Raw genomic sequence first — 1,904 nt, forward strand, 5'->3', positions numbered from 1 at the left:
GCCGATCACCAGCGCCGTGACCGGCAACACCAGGTGCCAGAAGTAATCGGCGATCTTGCCCAGGGTCGACAGTGATTCGAAGTTGTCCGAGACCAGGCCGCGTACCGGGAACCAGTTCAGCGAAGTGCCGCCGGCAAACACCACGATCAGGAACATTGCAAACAGGAACGCCGGCATTGCGTAGCCGATGATGATCGCGGTGCTGCTCCAGATATCGAAATGGCTGCCGTGATGCACGGCTTTGCGGATGCCCAGCGGGATCGAGACCAAGTAGGTAATCAGCGTCGCCCATAATCCGAGAGAAATGGTGACCGGCATTTTTTCCAGGATCAGGTCCGTCACCGTGGCACCGCGAAAGAAGCTCTTGCCGAAATCCAGTCGGGCGTAATTCTTGAGCATCAGCCACAGGCGTTCATGGGCTGGCTTGTCGAAGCCGTACTGTTTTTCGATGTCTTTGATCAATTGCGGGTCCAGGCCCCGGCTCGCGCGCGAGGTGCCGCTCATGGTTTCACCCGAACCGCCGCCGACGTTGCCGCCACCACCGATGCCTTGCAGATGGGCGATCGCCTGTTCCACCGGACCGCCGGGCGCGGCCTGAATGATGACGAAATTGACCAGCAGAATGATCACCAGCGTCGGAATGATCAGCAGCAGGCGCCGCAGTATGTAACCCCACATCAGTGCGGCCCTCCGGGTCTGCCACGACCGATTTTTTCGGCGGTCATCTGTTGGTTGGTCAGCGGCGTGCGGCTGATTTCCCACCAGCTCTCGATCGCTTCATCATTACTGGCTTGAATCGTAGGGATGCCAAAGCGGTTCCACCACACGGTCGAAGTGCCCGGCGGGTAGTAATTGGGAATCCAGTAGTAATTCCATTGCAGCACCCGATCCAGGGCGTGGGCATAGTGCAGCATGTCCGATTGGGTGGAGGCGCGGATCAGTCCGTTGATCAAGGTGTCGACCGCCGGGTTTTTCAGCACCATGTAGTTGTTGGCCCCCGGGTCGTTGGCCGACGCCGAGCCGAAGTAGTTGAGCAGTTCGCCACCCGGTGAGGTGGTCACCGGATAGCCGGTGACGATCATGTCGTAGTCCCGGCTCATCAGGCGATTGACGTATTGCGAAGAGTCGATGCGGCGAATATCCAGGTTGATGCCGATCTGTTTCAGTGTGCGCTTGTAAGGCAGCAGCAGGCGGTCCATGCCGTTCTGGCTGACCAGGAACGTGAAGCTGAGCGGTTCGCCTTCGGCATTCACCAGTTGATCGCCGTCCGGTTTCCAGCCGGCCTGCTCGAGCAGTTCCAGGGCTTGCAGTTGTTTATCGCGGATCAGGCCACTGCCGTCGGTCTTCGGTGCCTCGAAGACCGTGGTGAAGACTTCGTCGGGAATCTGTCCGCGCAGCGGTTCGAGAATCTTCAACTCCGCGGCGTCTGGTAACTCGCGAGCGGCCAGATCGGTATTGGAAAAGTAACTTTGATGGCGGATGTACAGGTTGCGCATCATCTGCCGGTTGCTCCACTCGAAGTCCCACAGCATCGCCAGTGCCTGGCGCACACGGCGATCCTTGAACATCGGTTTCTGCAGATTGAACACAAACCCTTGAGCCGATTGCGGCGCTTCGGTGGCCAGATGAGCCTTTTGCAGGCGCCCGTCGCTCAGGGCGGGGCTGTCGTAGCCGATCGAGTAACCGGTGGCGGAAAACTCGCGGTTGTAGTCATACGCGCCGCCGCGCAGCACCTGACGGGCGACGTCGGTGTCGCCAAAGTACTCGATGCTGAAATGGTCGAAGTTATAGAGGCCGCGACTGACCGGCAGGTCCTTGCCCCACCAGTCGGCATTGCGTTCGAAGGTAATGCTGCGCCCCGAGTCGACCTTGCCGACGCGATAGGGGCCACTGCCCAGTGGCGG

General features: G+C 59.8%; 2 protein-coding genes. Both read right to left on the reverse strand.

Annotation, left to right across the window (positions count from 1 at the left end; genetic code table 11):
- Positions 1-678: ABC transporter permease subunit (locus DBR24_RS33145; protein ID WP_256591710.1), on the reverse strand; the 678-nt coding region annotated here is incomplete at its 3' end.
- The coding region (locus tag DBR24_RS21340) for an extracellular solute-binding protein (protein WP_256591711.1) at positions 678-1,904 on the reverse strand (1,227 nt) is incomplete at its 5' end. The genes DBR24_RS21340 and DBR24_RS33145, both read right to left, overlap by 1 nt.

Source organism: Pseudomonas sp. HMWF006 (assembly GCF_003061205.1).
Lineage (GTDB): Bacteria > Pseudomonadota > Gammaproteobacteria > Pseudomonadales > Pseudomonadaceae > Aquipseudomonas > Aquipseudomonas monsensis.